This window comes from Kitasatospora sp. NPDC092039 (assembly GCF_044756065.1).
Classification (GTDB): Bacteria; Actinomycetota; Actinomycetes; order Streptomycetales; family Streptomycetaceae; genus Kitasatospora.
Map to the genome: position 1 here is coordinate 25,532 of NZ_JBIVSD010000030.1, position 18,296 is coordinate 43,827.

Genomic DNA, 18,296 nt, shown 5'->3' on the forward strand with positions numbered 1-18,296 from the left:
CCGTCCTCCCCGGCGGGAGGACGGGGCCACGGGCGGCCGTACGGCGTCAGAGCAGGCCGAAGGCCGGCATCAGGTAGTAGAAGGCGAACACCGCCGCCACCGCGTACATCGGGACGGGGACCCCGCGGCCGCGACCGGCGGCCAGGCGCAGCACGCAGAAGGCGATGAAGCCCAGGCCGATGCCGTTGGTGATGCTGTAGGTGAACGGCATCATCACGATGGTCAGGAAGGCCGGGATCGCGATCGTGTAGTCCGCCCAGTCGATCTCCTTGATCGAGTTGGCCAGGATCAGGAAGCCGACGGTGATCAGGGCCGGGGTGGCGGCCTGGGCCGGGACCATGGTGGCGAGCGGTGTGAGGAAGAGCGCCACCACGAAGAGCAGGCCGGTGACGATCGAGGCGAAGCCGGTCCGGGCGCCCTCGCCGACACCGGCGGTGGACTCGACGAAGCAGGTGTTGGCCGAGGCCGAGGTGGCGCCGCCGGCCGCGGTGGCGATGCCGTCGACCATCAGGACCTTGTTGATGCCGGGCAGGTCGCCGTTGCGGTCCAGCAGGTGGGCCTCGTCGGCCACGCCGAGGATGGTGCCCATCGCGTCGAAGAAGCACGACATCAGCACGGTGAAGACGAACAGCAGCCCGGTCAGCACGCCGACCTTCTCGAAGCCGCCGAACAGGCTGACCTTGCCGACCAGCCCGAAGTCCGGCGCGGAGACCGGGTTGCCGGGCCAGGTCGGGACGGTGAGGCCCCACTTGAGCGCCGGGATGTCGGCCACCTTGTCGATGATCGCGGCGAGCGCGGTGGAGACCGCGATGCTGATCAGGATGGCGCCGGGCACCTTGCGGATCAGCAGGATCAGGGTGAGCACCAGGCCGATCACGAAGATCAGCACCGGGAAGCCGAGCAGGTGTCCGTTGCCGCCGAGCTGGAGCGGGACGGTGGTGTGGGCGGCGTCCGGGATGCGGCTGACGAAGCCCGAGTCGACCAGGCCGACCAGGCTGATGAACAGACCGATACCGATCGCGATGGCCTTGCGCAGACCGAGCGGGACGGCGTTCATGACCCGCTCGCGCAGCCCGGTGGCGACCAGCAGCATGATCGCGAAGCCGGCCAGCACGACCATGCCCATGGCGTCCGGCCAGGTCATCTTGGGGGCGAGCTGGAGCGCCACGATCGTGTTGACGCCGAGTCCGGCGGCCAGGCCGATCGGGACGTTGCCGATGACGCCCATCAGGAGGGTGGTGAGACCCGCGGTGAGGGCGGTGGCGGTGACCAGCTGACCGCTGTCCAGGTGGGCCCCGGTGACGTCCGTGCCGCTGGCCAGGATGATCGGGTTCAGCACCAGGATGTACGCCATGGTGAAGAAGGTGGCGACACCGCCGCGGATCTCGCGCGGCAGGGTGGAGCCGCGCTCGCTGATCCGGAAGAAGCGGTCGACGGCGCCGGTGGGGGGCTTCGGCGCGGCGTCGGCGGGTTCGGGCGACTCGGTGGTCGGCTGGACCACAGGCATGCGTGCGTCCTCTGTGGGGGAGCTGAGGAGAGGGAGGGGACGCCCGGGGCGACGGTGGCCGGGCGCAGATCTTTAAGTATGGTTTCCCGATCGCACACGCGCTATCTTCGCGCGTAGAGCCCGTACGGGGTCACGGCGCCCGCACAGCCGCCCCACCGCACCGTACGCTAGGCCCCATGCCCAAGACGCCACTGCACCCCTCGCCCCCTCCGCTGGAGGCCAACGACGTCGCCATCGTCGGCGGCGGCACGGTGCTGTGGTTCGTGGCCTTCCTCGCCCTGCTCCCCTTCCAGGGCACCCTCTCCGAGCACGGCCACGGCACCTGGCCCTGGATCTGCCTCTCCGGCGGCCTGCTCGGCCTGATCGGCCTCTGGTACTGCCGCGCCCGGCGGGACGCGATCGCCCGTAGCCGCGCCGCCGAGGACGCCGGACGGACCGTCGGACGGACGGCCGGAGACGACGGCCGGAACCAGGCCACCCGGTCGGACTGAATAGTCCTTTAGTAGCACGCATCGGACATAAGGCGCCCGTAGAGTCGGTGCCATGACGCAGCCTGCCCAGCCAGCGGAAGAGCGGCCGACCGACGGGGAATGGCCGGACGGAGCGCACCCCCTCGGCCTGCTGCCCGGCCGGCGCGGTGGCCTGACCGCCGCCGAGGTGGCCGAGCGGGTCGCGAAGGGCCAGGTCAACGACGTGCCGGTGCGGTCCAGCCGGTCCACCGCGGAGATCGTCCGGGCCAACGTCCTCACCCGCTTCAACGCGATCATCGGCGTGATGTTCGGGATCATCCTGGTCGTCGGTCCGATCCAGGACGGGCTGTTCGGCCTGGTCATCGTGGCCAACACGGCGATCGGCATCATCCAGGAACTGCGCGCCAAGAAGACCCTGGACAGCCTCGCCCTGATCGGCGAGGCCCGCCCGCAGGTCCGCCGGGACGGCTCCGCCCAGCAGGTCGGCGTCTCCGAGATCGTCCTCGACGACACCGTGCTGCTCGGCACCGGCGACAAGGTGATCGTGGACGGCGAGGTCACCGAGGCGGACGGGCTGGAGATCGACGAGTCGCTGCTCACCGGCGAGCCCGACCCGGTCCTCAAGCAGCCCGGCGACCAGGTGATGTCCGGCAGCTTCGTGGTGGCCGGCGCCGGCGCCTTCACCGCCACCAAGGTCGGCCGCGAGGCCTACGCGGCCCAGCTCGCCGAGGAGGCCAGCAAGTTCACCCTGGTGAAGTCGGAGCTGCGCTCCGGCATCGACAGCATCCTGCGGATCATCACCTACCTGCTGGTCCCCACCGCCCTCGGCCTGATCATCAGCCAGCTGGCCGTCGAGGGCCGGGACTGGAAGGAGGCCGTCCGGCGCATGGTGGCCGGCATCGTGCCGATGGTCCCCGAGGGCCTGGTGCTGCTCACCTCGGTCGCCTTCGCGATCGGCGTGGTGCGGCTCGGCCGCAAGCAGTGCCTGGTCCAGGAGCTCCCCGCGATCGAGGGCCTGGCCCGGGTGGACACCGTCTGCCTGGACAAGACCGGCACCCTCACCGAGGGCGGCATGGACGTGGTCGACCTCCGGGTGCTCGCCGACGGGGAGCCCGCCGCCGTCACCCCGGAGACCGTCGAGCACGCGCTGGCCGTGATGGCCGGCGCCGACGCCCGCCCCAACCCGTCCATGCGGGCCGTCATCGACGCGTACGGGCGCGGCGACGGCGGTGCGGACGGCGCGCCGGGGAACGGCTGGCGGGTGATCGAGGCGATGCCCTTCTCCTCCGCCCGCAAGTGGAGCGGCGTGCAGCTGCTGGAGCCGCAGGGCGGCGAGGCCAGCTGGCTGCTCGGCGCGCCCGACGTGCTGCTGCCCGCCGGGCACCCGGCGCTGGCCGAGGTGGACGAACTGGGCGCCAAGGGCCTGCGGGTGCTGCTGCTGGGCCGCACCCCCGTCCCGCTGGACGCCCCCGACCCGGCGGCCGACCTCACCCCGCTCGCCCTGGTGGTGCTCCAGCAGCGGCTGCGCTCGGACGCCGCCGAGACCCTGCGCTACTTCGAGAGCCAGCGGGTCCGGGCCAAGGTCATCTCCGGCGACGCGGCGGTCTCGGTCGGCGCGGTGGCCGGCCACCTGGGCCTGCCCGGCGCCGACCACCCGCTGGACGCCCGCAGCCTGCCCGCCGACCCGGAGGAGCTCGCCGACACCGCCGACCGGACCAGTGTCTTCGGCCGGGTCACCCCGCAGCAGAAGCGCCGGCTGGTCGGGGCCCTGCAGTCCCGCGGGCACACCGTGGCGATGACCGGCGACGGCGTCAACGACGTGCTCGCGCTCAAGGACGCCGACATCGGCGTGGCGATGGGCACCGGCTCCGACGCCACCAAGGCGGTCGCCCAGATCGTGCTGCTGAACGACTCCTTCGCCTCGCTGCCCTCGGTGGTGGCCGAGGGCCGCCGGGTGATCGGCAACATCGAGCGGGTCGCTTCGCTCTTCCTGGTGAAGACCGTCTACTCGGTGCTGCTGGCGCTGCTGGTGATCTTCACCCACTCGCCGTACCCGTTCCTGCCCCGGCACTCCACCGTGCTGTCCTCGCTGACCATCGGCATCCCGGCGTTCTTCCTCGCGCTCGCCCCCAACAACGAGCGGGCCCGCACCGGCTTCGTGAAGCGCGTGCTGCGCCTCGCGATCCCCGGCGGCGCCATCGCCGGCACCGGCACCTTCGTCGCCTACACCCTCGCCCGCACCGACCACGCGACCGACCTCACGGCCGACACCAGCGTGGCCACCCTGACGCTCTTCCTGATCGCCATCTGGGTGCTCGCCATCGTCGCCCGCCCGTACAACTGGTGGCGCCTGCTGCTGATCGGCAGCATGGGCGGCGCCTTCGCCCTGGTCCTGCTGGTGCCCCCGCTGAAGACGTTCTTCGACCTCTCCCTGGTCGGCTTCCGCGACCCGCTGACGGGCGTGGCCATCGCGGTGGTCTGCGGCATCGCGCTGGAGGTCGCCTGGGCCTGGATGAAGCGCCGCGGGTACGAGTAACGTGCCCGGCGGGAGGGGGTGCCGACATGGCGTACCGAGGTGGGGAACCCGATCGTGAGGCCGGGCAGGTCGAGGCCTTCGCGGCCTTCCTGGGCGGCGCGCTGGCCGCCGGGCTGGCCGTCCTGGCGCTGCTGGGCGGCAGCTGGCTGGCGGACGCCGGCGGGCCGGCCGCCCCGGCCCGGCCGTGGCTGCCGACGGCCGTGAAGGCCCTGGTGGCGGCCGTCTGGCCGGCCACCACCGTCGGCCTCTACCTGCGGCTCAAGCGCCGCGGGCGGACGCGCCGGGCCGACTCGGCCCGCTGACGCCCGGCCCCCGGGGCCCCGGCCCGCTCAGCCCTCGAAGTCGCGGGCGGCGGAGAGCTCGTAGGCGCGGTCCGGCTCGCTGAGGGCGGCCAGCACCTCGAAGCGGCGGTGCCACTGCCCGACCGACCAGGCCAGCCCCGCGGCGAGGCCCTCCGGGGTGGCCGCGTGCAGCAGGCCGGACACCGGCGGGACCTCGAACTCGTCGTCCTCGTCGCCGGCCTCGGCCAGCTCCGGGTCGTACGGCGGCTCCGGGGTGTCCGCCCCGGTGTCCCAGCGCCAGTCCACCGCCGCCTCGGCGCCGTCCGGCCCGACGACCAGCAGCTCCTCGTGCTCCTCGTAGGCGACCGGGCAGCCGGGCAGCAGCTCCCGCACCACCGCCGGGACCCGGTGCAGCGCGCCCTCGGAGAGCACCCGGCCGCCCGCCACCTCGCTGGCCAGCGACACGTGCAGCCGCTCGGCGAGGTCGGCGGCCAGCGCCGGGGCGACCGGCAGCAGCGGGTACGGGTGCAGCAGCTGGACCAGGTCCGGGGCGTCGGCGACGACCGCCTCGGTGGCGTCCACCACCACGGTGTGGTCCGGCCGGCGCCCGGTGGCCGGGTCCAGCGGCGGCAGCGCCCGCACCACGTCCAGCGGCTCGATCCGCTCGCGGTCCACCCGGGCCAGCGCGGTGTGGATGCCGTGCAGCTGGCGGTGGCCGACCTCGGCGGCCGGGTCGGTCATCCGGTCCAGCACCTCGTCCGGCCCGTGCGGCTCGGCGAGCAGCGCTGCCAGCGTGGTGCGCACCCCGAGCGCGTGCAGGAACCGGTCGTCCAGGGTGGTGCGGGCCTCGTCGTACAGGCCGCGCAGCAGCGGGTCGGCGCCGGCGGCGCGCAGACCGGCCGGCTCCCGGCCCGCCAGCACCGGGTGGTCGCGCAGCCACCACGCGGTGTACGGCGGCAGGTCGGCGTACGAGCCGTCCGGCAGCAGGGTGCGCACCGGGTTGACGACGGCGTCCCGGTACGGCGGGCGGGCCAGCGCGGCGAGCGCCTCCGGCCAGGCGTCGTCGTCCACCAGGTCGAGGTCGCGCACCGCCAGCAGCTCGGCGGCCACCGGCGGGACACCGACCGCCTCGTCGGCCTGCAGCGCCTCCAGCGCGTCCTCGGCCCACTCGGCGAGCCCGTCCGGCGCCTCGTCCAGCAGGCCGGTGGGGTGGCCGCCGGCCGCGCGGTCGGCCGGGACGGTGGGGTCCAGCCGCTCCAGGTCGTCCGGGTCGAGCACAACGTCCTCGGCGCGCACCAGCACGAAGTCGGCCAGCACGCCGACGGCGGCGAGCACCTCCGGCCCCCAGCGCTCCAGCAGCTCGTCGTCCACCCAGCCGGCGTCCTCCTCGCGGGCGAGCGCGGCGAACGGGCTTCCGGGCAGCACGAGTTCGCCGGCCCGGGCGGGCTCGCCCTCGTCGTCGAGCAGCGCCAGCCGGGCCAGCCAGGGGTGGGCGCCCGGCTCGGCGGCGGCGGCCTTCACCAACGCCAGGACGGCGTCGGCGAGTTCGAGCGCCGCGTCGAGGTCGTCCTCGGCCAGCTCGTAGGAGCGGGCGACGGCGGCCCGCACCTCGGGGGTGTCCAGCACCCCGGCCGGGGTGGCGGTGCCGGCGCCGAGCTTGGCCAGCAGCGGGTGGGCGGCCTCGGGGTGGGCCAGCCGCAGGTCGAGCGCGGCGAGCGCGCCGGCGAGCGACCCGGGGTAGCCGGGGAAGGCCGCCCAGTCGGCGTCCTCGGAGGGCAGCAGCACGCGCCGCGGCCCGGTGACCGTCCGCCCGTCGGCGAGCGGGACGGGCAGCGCGCCGAGCGCCTCCGGGTCGGCCGCGCCGAGCGCCGCGTACAGGTTGCGCCACCAGGCGGGCTCGCGGTCCAGGCCGCCGAGCTGGTCCACCACCTCGGCCAGCGGCACCCGGCGCACGTTCAGCACCCGCAGCTCGGTGCGGCGCTCCAGGCCGGCCGGCAGCAGCCCGGGGAAGATCGGCGCGAGCGCCTCGACCACCGAGCCGTCCGCGCCCTCCAGCAGCGTCGCGTCGCGGGGCCGCAGCGCGGGCGTGCCCTGCTCGACCGGCGCCGGGTGCGGCAGGAACGGCGTGCCGGGCAGCCGGGAGAGCACCGCGGCGCGCAGCGCGTTGTCCAGCGCGCCCTGGCCGAGCGGGGCCGGGACGAGGCCGAGCGAGCCGAGGTCGGCGCCACGGGCGCGCAGCAGTTCGGCGTAGCTGTCGGCGGCCCGCTCGGTGAGGAAGTCGGCCAGCGGGCCGGGCGCGACGTGCCGGCGGGTGGAGTCCAGCGGGTACGAGGCGATCAGCAGCGCGGGCAGGCCGACCGGCTCGTCGCTGGGGGTGGGCGCGTGCAGCACCGAGGCGATCCCGGGCCGCTGCGGGGCACCGTCCGGGCCGACCGGGACGGCCCAGGTCACCGTCCAGTACGGGCGGGCGCGCTCCTCGGTGGGCCGGTCGGCCAGCAGCTCGGCGGCGAGCGTGCCGGAGGCGCCGGCGGTCTGCCAGACCGTCTGCCGCAGCCCGCCGCCCGCGTCGTCGGTGACGGTGACCTCGGTGACCCCGTCCGGGCGGGTCTCGGCGGCGGCCCGGGTGAGTGTGCGGGTGCCGTCCGGGGTCTCCACCACGACCTCGCGCAGGCCGGGCAGGGTGAGCAGCAGCGCGTCGTCGATCCCGGCCAGCAGACGGCGGGTCAGGTCCTCGGCGGCGGCGTCCCGCAGCGGCAGCACGACCACCGTGTCGTAGCCGTCCGGGGCCGGGCCCTCCGCGGCGAACGGCAGCCGCAGCAACGGCACGTGGCCGTCCCGGCGGCGCAGCTCGTCGGCCAGTTCGGGCTGGGCCCCGGCCAGCGCCCGGGCCTCGCCGAGCGACCAGCGCACCCCGCCGGTGGCGCTCAGCACGGCGGGCTCGTCGCTGACCGCGAGGACGGCGGCGAAGCCGACCCCGAACCGGCCGACGGCGGGCTCCTCGCCGCGCTTGGAGGACGCGCGCAGGGTGGACAGCGACTCGACGGCGGCCGCGTCCAGCGGGGCACCGGTGTTGGCGGCGGCGAGCACGCCGTCGGCGAGGGTCAGCCGCAGCCGGCCGGGGCCGTGGCCGGCCCGCACCGCGGCGTCGGCCGCGTTCTGCGCCAACTCGACCACCAGGCGGTCCCGGTAGCCGCCGAGCGCCAGCTCCTCCTCGGCGTTGGCGTCCTCCCGGAACCGGGCCGGCGAGGCGGCCCAGGCGTCCAGCACCCGCCGCCGCAGCGCGGCGCTCCCGAAGGGGTCCGCGAGGTGCTCGTCCGTGCCGCTGCCGATGATCCGAGGTTCCACTGGACCTGCCGCCTTCCGCTGCCCTGTTCGTCGTAGGGCATTCTTCCCTGCCCGGGCACCCCCGACGGACCACGGGCGCCCGCTGCCTATGCCGAGGCCCGGGTTCCGGTCGGTGAGGGGGAGGGCACGCGGTCTCCGACGGTTCCTGGTACGTCCTGGTACGTCCTGGTCGAACGCGACCGCGCCGCCCCGCCCGGGCGCGGGCTGTTCGGCCGCCGCTGAGCCCGGGAACGCCGACGGCCCGCCCCAGTTCGTCGCCGGGGCGGGCCGTGCGGCCCGGGGCCTCAGGAGTGGCCGAGCTCCTCGGCCGGGGCGTCGGGTTCGACGGAGCCGGAGGCGCGGTCGGGGTGCAGCGGGAGCGGCTCGACCACCAGCTCGTCCAGGATCAGCTCGGACGGCGCCGGCGGGGCCGGGATGACGGCCGCCTCGGAGTGCCCGCCGCAGCCGTACGCGAAGGAGACGATCTGGCCGTCGGCCGGGCCGAACTCGTTGCCGCACACGCCGAACGCCTGACCGAGCGAGCCGCCGATCGGGACCAGGAAGCCGCAGCTCGCGCACGAGGCCGGCGCGGCCTGCGCCATCGGGGTCTGCGGGCCGTGGACCTTCTCCCAGCGCTCGGCGGCCAGGTGCAGGCCGAGCCGGGAGAGCACCCGGCTGCGGCCGAGGCCCAGCTCCTCGGCGACGGCGTTGATCCGGGCGCGGGCCGGGGCGGGCTGGACGTGCGGGTCGGTGACGACCAGGTCCTCGTCGTCCACCAGGGCGACCGCGGAGTTCGGCGCGGGCTCGTCCTCGCCGGTCCAGCCGGGCTCCAGCCGCAGGTCGTCGGCGTCGGTGGGCAGCAGGTCGCCCGGGCCCATGTCGCCGGGGCGCAGCCGGTCGCTCCACGGCACCCACTGCGGGGCGAGGACCGCGTCGGGGCCGGGCAGCAGCACGACCTCGTCCAGGGTGACGTTCTTGGCGCGCGGCGCACGCGCGACGGTGACCGCCCAGTGCCAGCCCCGGTACGCCGCGTCAAGGCACTCGAAGGTGTGGGTGACGACGCGGTCGGCGTCCGCCTGGACACCCAGGTGCGGCCCGACGGCCTCCGCACCGACGGCCTCCTCGGCGGCCTGGCGGGCGAGTTCGACGGCCTCGGCACAGAGCCGGTCGGGGGTACGGCTTCGCATCGCAGCACTCACGGCGTCGATTCTCTCCCAGTTCTTCTGTCGCCCACGGCGTGTTGCCTGATCCGTCGCGGCTCGGTGTCCCTCGTCCATTCTGCGCGACCCGGAGCCCCCTCGGGTACCGGCCGCGCCGCTCGACCGGCCTGCCGGCGCCCCGGCGCCCCGGCGGGTCGACCTTGGGCAGGCTACCCGCCGGTCGGTGCCCCGGCACAGTCCGGGGCGGACACGGCCGTCCCCGGGCCGCGCCGAGCGGAGCCCGGTCCCGCGTCGGCTCGGCGATTCTGGGGCAGGATGGGCTTGTGGCGGACCACGACCCGTCGCAGCACGCACTCCGCGCCCCGCAGGCCGGCAGCCCCGACCAGGCGGACGCCGTGCCGCGACAGCAGCCCCCGGTCCCCGGCGCGGGCGAACCGCGGCCGGCGGACGGCGCCGGGGCGCCCTCCGGGCCCGTCGACCTCTCCAAGACCGGGGCCTCCGCCGCCCCCGTGGGCCCGTCCCGGCCCGCGGCCCCCGACGTTCCCGACGCCCCCGGCCGGGCCGGGCAGGAGCCGCACGACGACGAGGACGGCGCCGAGGCCCCCGAGCCCCGCCGGAACATCCTGGTCCGCACCGCCTCCGCCGTCGGCTCCCGCACCGGCAAGGTGGTGCACGGCACCGGCCGGCGGATCCGCCGGGCCACCGCCGCCGAGGGCGCGGGCGAGTCCGGCCTCGCGAAGCTGATCGAGCTGCACGCGCTCAACTCCTTCGGCGACATGCTGATCACCGTCGCACTGGCGTCCACCATCTTCTTCTCGGTGCCGACCGGTGAGGCCCGCGGCCGGGTCGCGCTCTACCTGCTGATCACGATGGCCCCGTTCGCCCTGCTGGCCCCGGTGATCGGCCCGCTGCTGGACCGCCTGCCGCACGGCCGCCGGGCGGCCATGGCGATGGCCATGCTGGCCCGGGCGGTGCTGGCCTGGACGATGGCCGGGGTGATCGTCGGCGGCGGCATCGCGCTCTACCCGGAGGCGCTCGGCGTGCTGGTCGCGTCCAAGGCGTACGGCGTGGTGCGCAGCGTGGTGGTGCCCCGGCTGCTGCCGAGCCGGCTGTCCCTGGTGAAGGCGAACTCCCGGGTGACCCTCGCCGGGCTGCTGGCCACCGGCGCGGCGGCCGCGGTGGGCGGGCTGCTGCACCTGATCGGGCCCGGCTGGCCGCTGCGCGGCGCCTTCCTGGTGTTCGTGGTCGGCACCCTGATGGCCTTCCACCTGCCGCCGGCGGTGGACTCGGCGAAGGGCGAGCAGCGCGCCGTCCTGCACGCCGAGGTGCACGGCGAGGGCTCGCACCTGATCCACCACCGGCCGCCGCCGGTCAAGGCCTCGCTGCGCACGGTCGGCCCCTCGGTGATCCTGGCGCTGCGGGCGATGTCGGCGATGAAGTGGCTGGTCGGCTTCCTGGTGATGTTCCTGGCCTTCCTGCTGCGGGAGGAGCCGGTCGGCGGGCTGCGGCCGACGGTGGCACTGGGCCTGGTGGCGCTGGCGGCCGGGACGGGCAACGCGCTGGGTTCGGTGCTCGGCTCCTGGCTGCGCACCCGCGGCCCGGAGGCGACGGTCACCGCGATGCTGCTGCTGGCGACCTGTGTGACGGCGGCGACCGCGCTCTGGTACGGCGTGGTGACGGTGGTGCTGGTCGCCGGGGTGGCCGGGATGGCGGCCTCGCTGGGCAAGCTGGCGCTGGACGCGCTGATCCAGCGGGACGTCCCGGAGGCGGTGCGGACGTCGGCGTTCGCCCGCTCGGAGACCCTGATGCAGCTGTCCTGGGTGGCCGGCGGGGCGGTCGGCATCCTGCTGCCGCTGAACGGGAAGCTGGGCCTGTCGATCGCCGCCGGGGTGGTCGGCCTGATGCTGCTGTGGACGCTCCGCTCGCTCTTCCGGGTGGGCCTGCGGCGGCACCCGACGGCGCCCCGGGTGGCCTGATCGGGGCGGGCGGCAACACGCGGTGCCGACCCCCGCGTCGCGTGATCGGCCAGGCCCGGTAGATTCTGACGCATGAGCCTCAATTCCCGTGTCATCGCCGCCCTCGGCGCCGTCGTCGTGGTCGGCGCCGCCACGGTGGGCACCTCCGTCGCCATCGCCGCCGACCAGACCGAGCACAGCTCCCACCGGGCCACCCTCACGGTCGGCAACTCCTCGGTCGAGACGGACCCGCTGTGCTGGAACGGCGGCAACCCGATCACCGAGGACCTCCAGCAGGAGTGCCAGGACAAGGCCACCGAGGCCCTCAAGAACGGCACGCTGCCCACCTCGGACGTGGTGGCGAGCGACCGGGTCGGCGTCGGGGTCTCCCCGAACGTGGCCGAGACCGGCTGGTGGGCGTTCACCAACGGCGGCTCGACCGGCCAGGGCGGCCGCTTCAGCCTGTTCTCGTACGCCAAGGGCCCGACCTGGTCGGGTTCCCAGCAGGCCAACAAGGTGCTGAACGCCAGCGGCAAGACCCTGGTCACCGTGGTCGAGGGCGACAAGAACTCGGACAACCCGATCGCCGTCTGGTACTTCCAGCTGAACACCCAGGACAGCTGACGGTCCCGCGATGACCGCGCCCGCCGTCACCGACGGCCCCGACGAGCGGTCGGGCCCCGCCCGGGCCCGGCTGCTCGTCGTGGTCGCGGTGGCCGCCGAGGCCGAGGCGGTGCTGCGCGGCCTGCCCGGCGGGTCCGCCGCGCTGCCGCTGCCCGGCGGCACCCTGCACCGCGCCGAGCAGGCGCCGGTGGACGTGCTGGCCGCAGGGGTCGGCCCGGCCGCCGCCGCTGCCGCCGCCTCCGCCGCGCTGGCGGCCCACCCGTACGCGCTGGCCGTCTCGGCCGGGATCGCCGGCGGCTTCGCCCCGCTCGCCCCGGTCGGCGGCACCGTGCTGGCCGACGCGATCGTGGCCGCGGACCTCGGCGCCGAGACCCCGGATGGCTTCGCCGACGTCACCGAACTGGGCTTCGGCACCGTCCGGCACACCCCGCCGCCGGCCGCCGTCGCGCTGGTCGCGCGGGCGCTGGCCGGCCCGGGCCTGGCCGTCGGCCCGGTGCTGACCGTCTCCACCGTCACCGGCAGCGCCGGGCGGGCCGCCGAGCTGGCCGCCCGCCACCCCGGCGCCGTCGCCGAGGCGATGGAGGGCTTCGGCGTGGCCGAGGCCGCCGCCCGGTACGGCGTGCCGGCCCTCGAACTGCGCACCGTGTCCAATCCGGTGGGCCCGCGCGACCGGGCCGCCTGGCGGATCGGCGAGGCGCTGGCCGCCCTGGAGCGGGCCTTCGCCGCGCTGCCCGTCCACGAACTGCCCGGGCTGGTCGCCGCCACCGGCCGCGCGGCACGAACCGACTGAGGAGGCCGGCCGTGGCTGAACGGCTGAGCATCGCGTACTCGCCCTGCCCGAACGACACCTTCGTGTTCCACGCCTGGGCGCACGGCCTGGTGCCCGGCGCGGACGCCCCCGAGGTGACCTTCGCCGACATCGACGTCACCAACGGCCGGGCCGAACGCGGCGAACTGGACGTGCTGAAGATCAGCTACGGCGCGCTGCCGTGGGTCCTGGAGGAGTACGCCCTGCTGCCCTGCGGCGGCGCGCTGGGCCGCGGCTGCGGCCCGCTGGTGCTCACCCTGCCAGGCGTGGACTCCCCCGCCGACCTGGCCGGGAAGACCGTCGCGGTGCCCTCCGAGCGCTCCACCGCCTACCTGCTGTTCCGACTCTGGGCGGCGAAGGCGGTGCCGGGCGGCTTCGGCGAGATCGTCGTGCTGCCGTTCCACGAGATCATGCCCGCCGTCCGGGACGGCCGGGTGGACGCCGGCCTGGTGATCCACGAGGCCCGCTTCACGTACCGGCAGTACGGCCTGCACAGCCTGGCCGACATGGGCGAGGCCTGGGAGCGGGAGACCGGCCTGCCGATCCCGCTGGGCGCGATCGTCGCCCGGCGCTCGCTCGGCGCCGAGCGGCTGCGGGCGATCGCCGACGCGATCCGCGCCTCCGTGCGGCAGGCCTGGGCGGACCCGGCGGCGAGCCGCGGGTACGTGCTGGCGCACGCCCAGGAGATGGACCTGGACGTCGCCGAGCAGCACATCGGGCTGTACGTCACCGAGTTCACCGAGGACCTCGGCGAGGAGGGCTACGCGGCCGTCCGCGCACTGCTCACCCGGGCCGCCGCGGAGGGGCTGGTGCCCCCGCTCGACCCGGGTGCGCTCGCGTTCTAGCCGCCGGTTCCGGCCCGCTGTCCCGGCGGTCGGCCCCGGTTCCGGCTCCGGCCGGTCAGACGTCGAACTGGTCGGCCACCGCGCGCAGCAGCCCGGCCAGCTTCTGGCCGGTCGGCTTGGCGGGGTAGCGCCCGCGCTGGAGGCCGGGCAGCACCGAGTCCAGCGTGGTGATCAGGTCCTGGACGATCGGCGCCATGTCGTCGGCGCTCCGGCGCTGGGCGGCGGCCACCGAGGGCAGCGCCTCCAGCAGCTGCACGGCCATCGCCTGGTCCCCGCGGTGCCCGGCGACCACGCCGAACTCGACCCGCTGGCCCGGCTTCAGCGACGTGACACCGTCGGGCAGCGCCTTGGTGTGGACGAAGACGTCGCCGCCGTCGTCGCGCGACAGGAAGCCGAAGCCCTTCGTCTCGTTGAACCACTTGACCTGGCCGGTGGGCATCTCGAACAGTCCTCGAATGGGTGTGAGGGATCCCGGCCCTGGCCGGGGATCACTGGGTGGTGGGAAAAGCGTCCGACCCCGGGTCGGCGCCCGTGGGCGCTCATGGTCGGCACGCGGTCAGGAGCAGACTAACGGTCCGTCACTGCCTCATCCGCGTTCCGCGAGGGAACCGCGTTCCGAGGCCCGGTCGGGGCGGCGGGAGCGGGATCTCGCGGTCACGGGCGACCCGGCACTGGCACGGCCGGGGCGCGGCTCCGCGCAGTCCATCGGCTCACACCCCCGGGTCTGAGGACGCGGGGCGCACCTGTAGCGCCCCTCGGCACCCCGTGCATACCCCCGCTCAACAGGGATCAAAACGTTCAGCTGCCGGGAAACTGCGCAACGTGACCGGCCCGCTCCGGCCGACGGCCCCGGCGGCCGCTCTGCCAGACTGGGGGCAGTCCCGACCGGTCCCGAGGAGTGAGCAGACGTGAGCAGCCAGAGCGCCGACCCCGGCGACGTGTACGTCAAGGCCGGGGCGATCGTCTTCGGTCTGGGCGCACTCGCCACCCTGGTCACCTTCGTCCCGCTGTTCCTGCACCTGACGCCGCTGCCGACGGCCGCGTACTGGCTGAGCATGCTGATGCCGGCCGGCTTCCTGGCCGCGCTGACCGGGCTGCTGCTGAACGCGCGGGCCCAGCGCCGCCGGACCGGGCCCGTCGGGTCCTGAGGGCCCGCCGCGGGCCCCTAGAGGGCGGCCAGGTGCCCGGCGAGCCAGTCGGGGAAGGCGTTGAGGTCGTCCAGCACCACGTCCGCGCCCGCCTCGCGCAGCTCGTCCGCGCTGTACGGGCCGGTGGGCACGCAGACCGCGACGGCGTCCGCGTGCCGGGCTCCCCGGATGTCGCCCAGGTGGTCGCCGACGTAGACGGTCGCGCCGTGCTCGCGCAGCGCCTCGCCCTTGGTCTCCGCCCACAGGTCGCCGATCACGGTGTCCGCGACCAGCCCGGCGTGCTCCAGGTGGAGGCGGGCGTTCGGCTCGTACTTGCCGGTGATCACCGCGACCCGGCCGCCGTGGGCGCGGACCGCCTCGACGGCGGCGTACGCGCCGGGCAGGGCCGTGGTCGGGGCGAAGGCGTGGTCGCGGTAGAGCTCGCGGTAGCGGGTGACGGCCCGCTCCACCTCGGCCTCCGGGAACCAGTTGCGGATCTCGTCCGCCAGCGGCGGACCGAGCCGGGTGACCACCAGGTCGGCGTCGATGCGGGTACCGGTCTCGGCGGAGAGCGCCAGGTAGGTGGCGCGGATACCCGGCCGGGTGTCCAGCAGCGTCATGTCGAGGTCGAAGCCGACGGTGAGCTGAGCGGTTGAGGTCGCGGGCATGCCGTCAGGCTACCCAACGGGTGCCGCGGAGGACGAGGCAATTTGCCCGGGCTCCGGAGCTGAACTTAGGTTTGCCTCAGTTGTCTCCGGAGAGGGCCCATGAACACCAGCGCACCGCCCGGCACGCCCCGCGCGCCGCGGCGCCGAATACCGTGGCTCGCCGCCGCCCTCGCCGTGCTGGCCGCCGCGGTGCTGCTGAGCCTGGCGGTCGGCAGCCGGACCGTCCCGTTCGGCGACACCCTCGACGCCCTGCTGCACGGCGGCGACACTGCCGACGCCGTGGTGGTCCGCGAGCTGCGGGTGCCGCGCACGGTCGTCGGGCTGGCCGTCGGAGCGGCGCTCGGCCTGGCCGGGGCCGTCATGCAGGGCCTGACCCGCAACCCGATCGCCGACCCCGGCATCCTCGGCGTCTCCCAGGGCGCGGCGGCCGGCGTGGTGGTCGCCATCTCCGGCTTCGGCGTCTCCACCCTCACCGGCTACGTCTGGTTCGGCTTCGCCGGCGCGGTGGTCGCCACCGTGCTGGTGTACGGGCTCGCCGGGCGCGGCCGGGGCGGCGCCACGCCGATCAAGTTGGCGCTGGCCGGCTCGGCGATGTCCGCCTTCATCGCCTCGCTCAACACCCTGGTGCTGACCACCGACGCGGCCACCATGGACCAGTTCCGCTTCTGGCACGTCGGCTCGCTCTCCGGGCGGACCGCGGACGTGGCCTGGCAGCTGCTGCCGTTCCTGGCCGTCGGCACGGTGCTGGTGGTCGCGGTGGCGCGCGGGCTGGACGCCCTGGCGCTCGGCGACGACACCGCGAAGGGGCTGGGCGCCAGGACCGGCCTGGTCCGGGCGGTCGGCGCGCTCGGCGCGACCGTCCTGACCGGCTCCGCGGTGGCGGCGGCCGGGCCGATCGCCTTCGTCGGCCTCGCCGTCCCGCACGCGGCCCGCGCGGTGGCCGGCGCCGACCACCGCTGGATCCTCGCCTTCTCCGCCGTCCTCGGTCCGGCGCTGCTGCTGCTCGCCGACACCCTCGGCCGGGTGCTGTTCCCGCCGTCCGAGGTCCCGGCGGGCGTGATGACGGCGCTGGTCGGCGTCCCGGTGCTGGTGGCCCTGGTCCGCCGCCGGAAGGTGGTGGCGGCATGACCTCGGTGTCGCTGCGCGGCTACTCGGCCGTCCGGGCCGGGCGGGCGTCGTTCCTGGTGCACCGGCGCTCGGCGGCCGTCGCCGTCGGCCTGCTGGCGGCCCTGGCGGCGACCGCGGTGGCCGCGCTCTGCCTGGGCGAGTCCACCGTCGCGCCGGGCGAGGTGGTCAAGGTGGTGCTCGGGCGACCGAGCCCGCACGAGCTGGTGGTCGGCGAGTTCCGGCTGCCCCGGGTGGTGGTCGGGCTGCTGGTCGGCCTGGCGCTCGGGCTGGCCGGGGCGCTGGTCCAGACCGTCGCCCGCAACCCGCTGGCCAGCCCCGACGTGGTGGGCGTGACCTGGGGCGCGACCGCCACCGTGGTCGGCCTGATGGCGTACGGCGTGGTCGGCTCCACCGGCGAGGCCCCGTACGCGGCGGTGGCCGGCGGCCTGCTGGCCGGGCTGCTGGTGTACGCGCTGGCCTGGCGGCGCGGCCTGCACGCGCAGCGCTTCGTGCTGATCGGCATCGGCATCAGCGTCGCGCTGTCCTCCCTGACCTCCGTCTTCCTCACCAAGGGCGACGGCTTCCAGGCCCAGGCCGCCAAGGTCTGGATGACCGGCAGCCTGAACGGCGCCGGCTACGACCAGGCCGGCCGGCTCGCCTGGGTGCTGCTCGCCGCCCTGCCGGTCGCGCTGTGGGCCGCCCGGGCCCAGCGGTCGATCTCCTTCGACGACGCCACCGCCGTGGGCCTGGGCCTGCGCCTGGACCGGATCCGCCTCGGCATGGCGCTGCTGGGCATCGTGCTGGCCTCGTGCGCGGCCGGGGCCGCCGGGCCGGTCGACTTCGTCGCGCTGATGGCCCCGCAGATCGCGCTGCGACTGGCCCGCTCGGCGCAGGTCCCGCTGTTCTGCTCGGCGCTGACCGGCGCGCTGGTGGTCGTCCTCGCCGACCTGGTCGCCCGGCGGCTGCTGGCTCCGACGGAGCTGCCGGTGGGCGTGGTGACCGGCATGGTCGGCGCGCCGTACCTGATGTGGCTGCTGATCCGTTCCCGCCGTGGAGGTTCCTGATGTCCGATCACCGCCTGGAGGCCCGGGGCCTCACCCTGGCCTACGAGGCGCGCACGGTCGTCGAGGGCCTGGACGTGGCCGTTCCGGACGGGCGGGTGACGGTGATCGTCGGCCCGAACGCGTGCGGCAAGTCGACCCTGCTGCGGGCCCTCGGCCGGCTGCTGAAGCCGGTCCGGGGCGCGGTGCTGCTGGACGGCGAGGAGCTGGCGCGGATCCCGACCAAGCGGATCGCCCAGCGGCTCGGCCTGCTGCCGCAGTCGCCGACCGCCCCCGAGGGCATCTCGGTGGCGGACCTGGTCGCCCGCGGCCGCCAGCCGCACCAGAGCTGGTGGCAGCAGTGGTCGCCGGAGGACGAGGCGGCGGTCGCGGAGGCGCTGGAGCGCACCTCCACCGCCGACCTGGCCGAGCGGAGCATGGACGAGCTGTCCGGCGGCCAGCGCCAGCGCGCCTGGATCGCGATGGCGCTCGCCCAGGGCACCGACATCCTGCTGCTGGACGAGCCGACCACCTACCTGGACATCGCGCACCAGGTGGAGGTGCTGGACCTGGTCCGCCGGCTGAACGTCGAGCGCGGCCGGACCGTCGTCGCGGTGCTGCACGACCTCAACCAGGCCGCCCGGTACGCGGACCACCTGGTGGCGATGCGGGACGGCCGGGTGGTGGCGCAGGGCGCGCCCGGGGACGTGGTGACGGCCGAGCTGGTGCGGGAGGTGTTCGGGCTGGACTCGGTGGTCGTGCCGGACCCGGTGACCGGCACGCCGCTGGTCGTCCCGGGCGCTCCCTGGGCGGCGCTCACCCCCGGCGGCACCCACGCCTAACG

16 protein-coding genes are annotated in these 18,296 nt (G+C 75.5%); 11 read left to right on the forward strand and 5 right to left on the reverse strand.

Annotated elements, in window-relative coordinates:
- Window positions 1-46: 46 nt before the first annotated feature.
- The gene (locus tag ACIQI7_RS36290) at window positions 47-1,507 is read right to left on the reverse strand and encodes an NCS2 family permease (protein ID WP_401118419.1); all 1,461 of its coding nucleotides are present in this window, start codon (window positions 1,505-1,507) and stop codon (window positions 47-49) included.
- A 176-nt stretch (window positions 1,508-1,683) separates the two neighbouring features.
- Here ACIQI7_RS36290 and ACIQI7_RS36295 point away from each other — a divergent pair, with 176 nt between their 5' ends.
- Genes ACIQI7_RS36295 through ACIQI7_RS36305 form a run of 3 tightly spaced genes read left to right on the forward strand, consistent with a single transcriptional unit; the run spans window position 1,684 to window position 4,815 of the window.
- Complete coding sequence (locus ACIQI7_RS36295; protein ID WP_401118421.1) at window positions 1,684-1,998, forward strand: DUF2530 domain-containing protein; 315 nt, start codon at window positions 1,684-1,686, stop codon at window positions 1,996-1,998.
- A 52-nt stretch (window positions 1,999-2,050) separates the two neighbouring features.
- Window positions 2,051-4,513, forward strand: a complete 2,463-nt coding sequence (locus ACIQI7_RS36300) for an HAD-IC family P-type ATPase (RefSeq protein WP_401118423.1) — start codon at window positions 2,051-2,053, stop codon at window positions 4,511-4,513.
- A gap of 26 nt (window positions 4,514-4,539) precedes the next feature.
- Complete coding sequence (locus tag ACIQI7_RS36305) at window positions 4,540-4,815, forward strand: hypothetical protein (RefSeq protein WP_401118425.1); 276 nt, start codon at window positions 4,540-4,542, stop codon at window positions 4,813-4,815.
- 27 nt (window positions 4,816-4,842) lie between these two features.
- Here ACIQI7_RS36305 and ACIQI7_RS36310 read toward each other — a convergent pair whose 3' ends face one another.
- Complete coding sequence (locus tag ACIQI7_RS36310; protein WP_401118428.1) at window positions 4,843-8,139, reverse strand: sacsin N-terminal ATP-binding-like domain-containing protein; 3,297 nt, start codon at window positions 8,137-8,139, stop codon at window positions 4,843-4,845.
- 284 nt (window positions 8,140-8,423) lie between these two features.
- Window positions 8,424-9,305, reverse strand: coding sequence for a DUF3027 domain-containing protein (locus tag ACIQI7_RS36315; RefSeq protein ID WP_401118524.1), 882 nt, complete (start codon window positions 9,303-9,305; stop codon window positions 8,424-8,426).
- Between the two features lie 593 nt (window positions 9,306-9,898).
- On the opposite strand from ACIQI7_RS36315, the gene ACIQI7_RS36320 reads away from it, so the two are divergent.
- From ACIQI7_RS36320 to ACIQI7_RS36335, 4 genes are all read left to right on the forward strand, one after another.
- The gene (locus ACIQI7_RS36320; protein ID WP_401118527.1) at window positions 9,899-11,254 is read left to right on the forward strand and encodes an MFS transporter; all 1,356 of its coding nucleotides are present in this window, start codon (window positions 9,899-9,901) and stop codon (window positions 11,252-11,254) included.
- 72 nt (window positions 11,255-11,326) lie between these two features.
- On the forward strand, window positions 11,327-11,857 hold the full coding sequence (locus ACIQI7_RS36325; RefSeq protein ID WP_387760414.1) for a hypothetical protein: 531 nt from the start codon (window positions 11,327-11,329) through the stop codon (window positions 11,855-11,857).
- A gap of 10 nt (window positions 11,858-11,867) precedes the next feature.
- The gene (locus tag ACIQI7_RS36330; RefSeq protein ID WP_401118431.1) at window positions 11,868-12,647 is read left to right on the forward strand and encodes a futalosine hydrolase; all 780 of its coding nucleotides are present in this window, start codon (window positions 11,868-11,870) and stop codon (window positions 12,645-12,647) included.
- A gap of 11 nt (window positions 12,648-12,658) precedes the next feature.
- A complete protein-coding gene (locus ACIQI7_RS36335) occupies window positions 12,659-13,510 on the forward strand; it encodes a 1,4-dihydroxy-6-naphthoate synthase (protein WP_401118433.1) in 852 nt (283 codons plus the stop codon).
- 55 nt (window positions 13,511-13,565) lie between these two features.
- Here ACIQI7_RS36335 and ACIQI7_RS36340 read toward each other — a convergent pair whose 3' ends face one another.
- Window positions 13,566-13,949 (reverse strand): cold-shock protein, encoded by a 384-nt coding sequence (locus ACIQI7_RS36340; protein WP_401118436.1) that lies wholly within the window; start codon window positions 13,947-13,949, stop codon window positions 13,566-13,568.
- A gap of 469 nt (window positions 13,950-14,418) precedes the next feature.
- On the opposite strand from ACIQI7_RS36340, the gene ACIQI7_RS36345 reads away from it, so the two are divergent.
- Complete coding sequence (locus ACIQI7_RS36345) at window positions 14,419-14,658, forward strand: hypothetical protein (RefSeq protein WP_392882480.1); 240 nt, start codon at window positions 14,419-14,421, stop codon at window positions 14,656-14,658.
- A 17-nt stretch (window positions 14,659-14,675) separates the two neighbouring features.
- Here the strand turns inward: ACIQI7_RS36345 and ACIQI7_RS36350 are convergent, their stop codons facing one another.
- A complete protein-coding gene (locus tag ACIQI7_RS36350; RefSeq protein WP_401118439.1) occupies window positions 14,676-15,305 on the reverse strand; it encodes an HAD family hydrolase in 630 nt (209 codons plus the stop codon).
- A gap of 99 nt (window positions 15,306-15,404) precedes the next feature.
- On the opposite strand from ACIQI7_RS36350, the gene ACIQI7_RS36355 reads away from it, so the two are divergent.
- Genes ACIQI7_RS36355 through ACIQI7_RS36365 form a run of 3 tightly spaced genes read left to right on the forward strand, consistent with a single transcriptional unit; the run spans window position 15,405 to window position 18,294 of the window.
- Window positions 15,405-16,433: a FecCD family ABC transporter permease gene (locus tag ACIQI7_RS36355; protein WP_401118441.1), complete on the forward strand. Its 1,029-nt coding sequence runs from the start codon at window positions 15,405-15,407 to the stop codon at window positions 16,431-16,433.
- On the forward strand, window positions 16,430-17,476 hold the full coding sequence (locus ACIQI7_RS36360) for a FecCD family ABC transporter permease (protein ID WP_401118444.1): 1,047 nt from the start codon (window positions 16,430-16,432) through the stop codon (window positions 17,474-17,476). The genes ACIQI7_RS36355 and ACIQI7_RS36360 overlap by 4 nt, the downstream gene beginning before the upstream one ends.
- Entirely contained in the window at window positions 17,476-18,294 is an 819-nt protein-coding gene (locus tag ACIQI7_RS36365) for an ABC transporter ATP-binding protein (protein ID WP_387760422.1), read from the forward strand. Before ACIQI7_RS36360 ends, ACIQI7_RS36365 begins: the two co-directional genes overlap by 1 nt.
- The last annotated feature ends 2 nt before the right edge of the window (window positions 18,295-18,296 follow it).

What these genes read in the sequence shown, in the direction of transcription:
- ACIQI7_RS36325 (WP_387760414.1), top strand. Translation starts at nt 11,327, where the DNA reads ATGAGCCTCAATTCCCGTGTCATCGCCGCCCTCGGCGCCGTCGTCGTG.
- ACIQI7_RS36365 (WP_387760422.1), top strand. Translation starts at nt 17,476, where the DNA reads ATGTCCGATCACCGCCTGGAGGCCCGGGGCCTCACCCTGGCCTACGAG.
- ACIQI7_RS36355 (WP_401118441.1), top strand. Translation starts at nt 15,405, where the DNA reads ATGAACACCAGCGCACCGCCCGGCACGCCCCGCGCGCCGCGGCGCCGA.
- ACIQI7_RS36295 (WP_401118421.1), top strand. Translation starts at nt 1,684, where the DNA reads ATGCCCAAGACGCCACTGCACCCCTCGCCCCCTCCGCTGGAGGCCAAC.
- ACIQI7_RS36315 (WP_401118524.1), bottom strand. Translation starts at nt 9,305, where the DNA reads ATGCGAAGCCGTACCCCCGACCGGCTCTGTGCCGAGGCCGTCGAACTC.
- ACIQI7_RS36350 (WP_401118439.1), bottom strand. Translation starts at nt 15,305, where the DNA reads ATGCCCGCGACCTCAACCGCTCAGCTCACCGTCGGCTTCGACCTCGAC.
- ACIQI7_RS36305 (WP_401118425.1), top strand. Translation starts at nt 4,540, where the DNA reads ATGGCGTACCGAGGTGGGGAACCCGATCGTGAGGCCGGGCAGGTCGAG.
- ACIQI7_RS36360 (WP_401118444.1), top strand. Translation starts at nt 16,430, where the DNA reads ATGACCTCGGTGTCGCTGCGCGGCTACTCGGCCGTCCGGGCCGGGCGG.
- ACIQI7_RS36330 (WP_401118431.1), top strand. Translation starts at nt 11,868, where the DNA reads ATGACCGCGCCCGCCGTCACCGACGGCCCCGACGAGCGGTCGGGCCCC.
- ACIQI7_RS36300 (WP_401118423.1), top strand. Translation starts at nt 2,051, where the DNA reads ATGACGCAGCCTGCCCAGCCAGCGGAAGAGCGGCCGACCGACGGGGAA.
- ACIQI7_RS36290 (WP_401118419.1), bottom strand. Translation starts at nt 1,507, where the DNA reads ATGCCTGTGGTCCAGCCGACCACCGAGTCGCCCGAACCCGCCGACGCC.
- ACIQI7_RS36340 (WP_401118436.1), bottom strand. Translation starts at nt 13,949, where the DNA reads ATGCCCACCGGCCAGGTCAAGTGGTTCAACGAGACGAAGGGCTTCGGC.